Source organism: Actinoalloteichus spitiensis RMV-1378, assembly GCF_000239155.1.
In the GTDB taxonomy this organism is placed as follows: domain Bacteria; phylum Actinomycetota; class Actinomycetes; order Mycobacteriales; family Pseudonocardiaceae; genus Actinoalloteichus_B; species Actinoalloteichus_B spitiensis.
This window is the reverse complement of record NZ_AGVX02000815.1, coordinates 1-2,143: the sequence shown is the minus strand read 5'-3', so window position 1 is coordinate 2,143 and position 2,143 is coordinate 1. Positions and strand designations below refer to the sequence as shown.

The following is a 2,143-nucleotide window of genomic DNA, read 5'->3' as shown; positions in this document are numbered from 1 at the left end:
GCGAGGCGGGAACGGCGAGCCGGGCTCCGCCCCTCGCCCGGCTGGGTTTCGCGCCGGAGAGGAAGGAAGGGTTGTTGGGGCACGCCGCCGGACGATCTCCCCGGGGAGGGCTGGCCCTGGCCGCACGACGCCGCGAGGTCGACCGGGTTCCGGGCGGCCGTGGGCGTGCCGTCGCCGGTGCTGGCCGGGCCGGCACGGGGCGGTCCCGCTTCCGGTGCGCCCGCCGGGCCACCAACGGCGGTCACGCCCCGACCCCGTGCCCAGCGGCCCCTGAGTCCAGGGAACCGGGGCGTCGCCGGTTCGTCCTCAGGTTCCACCGCCGGGGCCGACCGGACCTGGCCCGGGTTCCGGAGCGGTCGGTGGCCCGGACCTTCGCGGGTCGGCCTCGACGCGGCCCGGCGGCGCAGGAGAGGGCCGCGGCCCCCGCCTCGGTCGGCGGGCCCCGGCCCCGCGCCGGGTGTCCGCCGGATGGCGTCAACCGTGCCCGAGGACCGATGGCCCCTTCGGCCGCCGGGGGTGAGCGTTCTGGAGCCCACCCCACTGATCCCAACCGCGCAATTCTGACCACCGGACGGAAACTTCTTGCTCCCGCATTCATCACTGGTTAGTGTCCGTCCGGAACATTCCAGACGGCACCGCCGCCGTTCAACTTCTCCCTTTTTCGGACATCCCGGATTCGGCGAGTTGGCGGCGCCGCCAACCCTTTCGGGTAGACCGAGGACATGACGGGAGCACGTCCGGGAACCTGGAGGGCGCATGATGTCGGGACACACGGGGAACGGTTCCCCCACCGGAGCGGAGGGGCGGGGGGTCCGGGCGGCGGCCGTCGCGGAGCCCGCACCGTCCCGAGGCGGAGCCGAGCGGGCCCCCCGGCGCGTCGTCGTCACCGGGGCGGCGGGGATGCTGGGGACGGCGTTGATCTCCCAGGACTGGCCCGAGGTGCGGTGGGTGGGGGTCGACCTCCGGCCCGCGCCGGCCCGCACCCGGGGCCGCGCGCGGTTCCTCATCGCGGATGTTCGGGATACCGCCGCGCTGACCAGGATATTCAGCGGGGCTGATGCGGTGGTGCACGCGGCAGCGGCGCTCCCGAGCCACCGTGCGTCCGAGATCAGGTCGGTCGACGTGGACGGTACCGACTCGGTGCTCCGCGCCGTCCGGGCGGCCGGCGTCCCCCGACTGGTGCACGTCTCGTCGACCGCGGTGTACGGACTGCCGGCGGACTGCCCGACCCCGGAGGACTACCCGTGCCGCCCCGTCGACCCCTACAGCGAGGCGAAAAGGGCGGCGGAGGTCCTGGTCGAGAGGCACCGGGATTCCGGGCTGTGCGCACCCGTTCTGCGCCCGAAGACCTTTCTCGGAGAAGAACGTCTCGGCCTGTTTTCCATGCTCTTCGAATGGGCCGACGAGGGCCGGTCGTTCCCACTTCCAGCGGGAGGACGAAAACGGGCCCAGATGTTGGACGTCGAGGATCTGTGCACGGTGGTGCGCGCGACGTTGCGAATGCCGGACTCGGTGGTGAACGACACGTTCAATATTGGTGCCACGAGGTTCGGCACGTTGCGGGAGGATTTCCAGAGCGTGCTGGACGCCGCCGGGCACGGCGGACGGGTCGTCGGCGTGCCGGTGTTGCCGGCGGTCGCCGTGCTCCGCGGACTGGCGGCGCTCCGCCTGTCGCCGGTGTACAAGCGGTTGGTGCACAAGCTCGTGCGGGACTCCTACGTCGACACCAGCCGGGCGAGCCGGGTGCTCGGGTTCGAGCCCCGGTACAGCAACGAGGAGACCCTGCTCCGCACCTACGAGTGGTGGCGCGGGCGGACCACCGACCACGCCGTCACCCGCACCGGGCGGACCCACCGCGACCCGTGGAAGCAGGGCGCGCTGCGGTTGGCCAAGGCCTTCTTCTGATCGCGCCCCCGCGAACGGGGACGGCGGCGCCACCCCCGGCTGACTGACGTCCCGGAACGGCGGTGGTGATCCCGCCTCGCCCGTTCCCGCGACCGGCTCCCGGTCACCGCTGCCCTGGCCGGCTCCCGAACACCGCTCCCTCGCCCGGCGACGACGCCGCGCGACCGAGGCCAGCCCTGGCCCGCTCACCGCCGGTGGGAGGCCGGGACAACCGGACGAGAGGACCCGCGTGGACCAC

Annotated in this window: 1 protein-coding gene; it reads left to right on the top strand. The window is 73.5% G+C overall.

Features of this window, described 5'->3' with window-relative positions:
- Window positions 1-756: 756 nt before the first annotated feature.
- Window positions 757-1,905, top strand: coding sequence for an NAD-dependent epimerase/dehydratase family protein (locus ACTIDRAF_RS0225625; RefSeq protein ID WP_016701499.1), 1,149 nt, complete (start codon window positions 757-759; stop codon window positions 1,903-1,905).
- Window positions 1,906-2,143: the final 238 nt, after the last annotated feature.

Bases quoted from the DNA above. Each gene is read 5' to 3' on its own strand.
- ACTIDRAF_RS0225625 (WP_016701499.1), top strand. From the start codon at position 757: ATGATGTCGGGACACACGGGGAACGGTTCCCCCACCGGAGCGGAGGGG.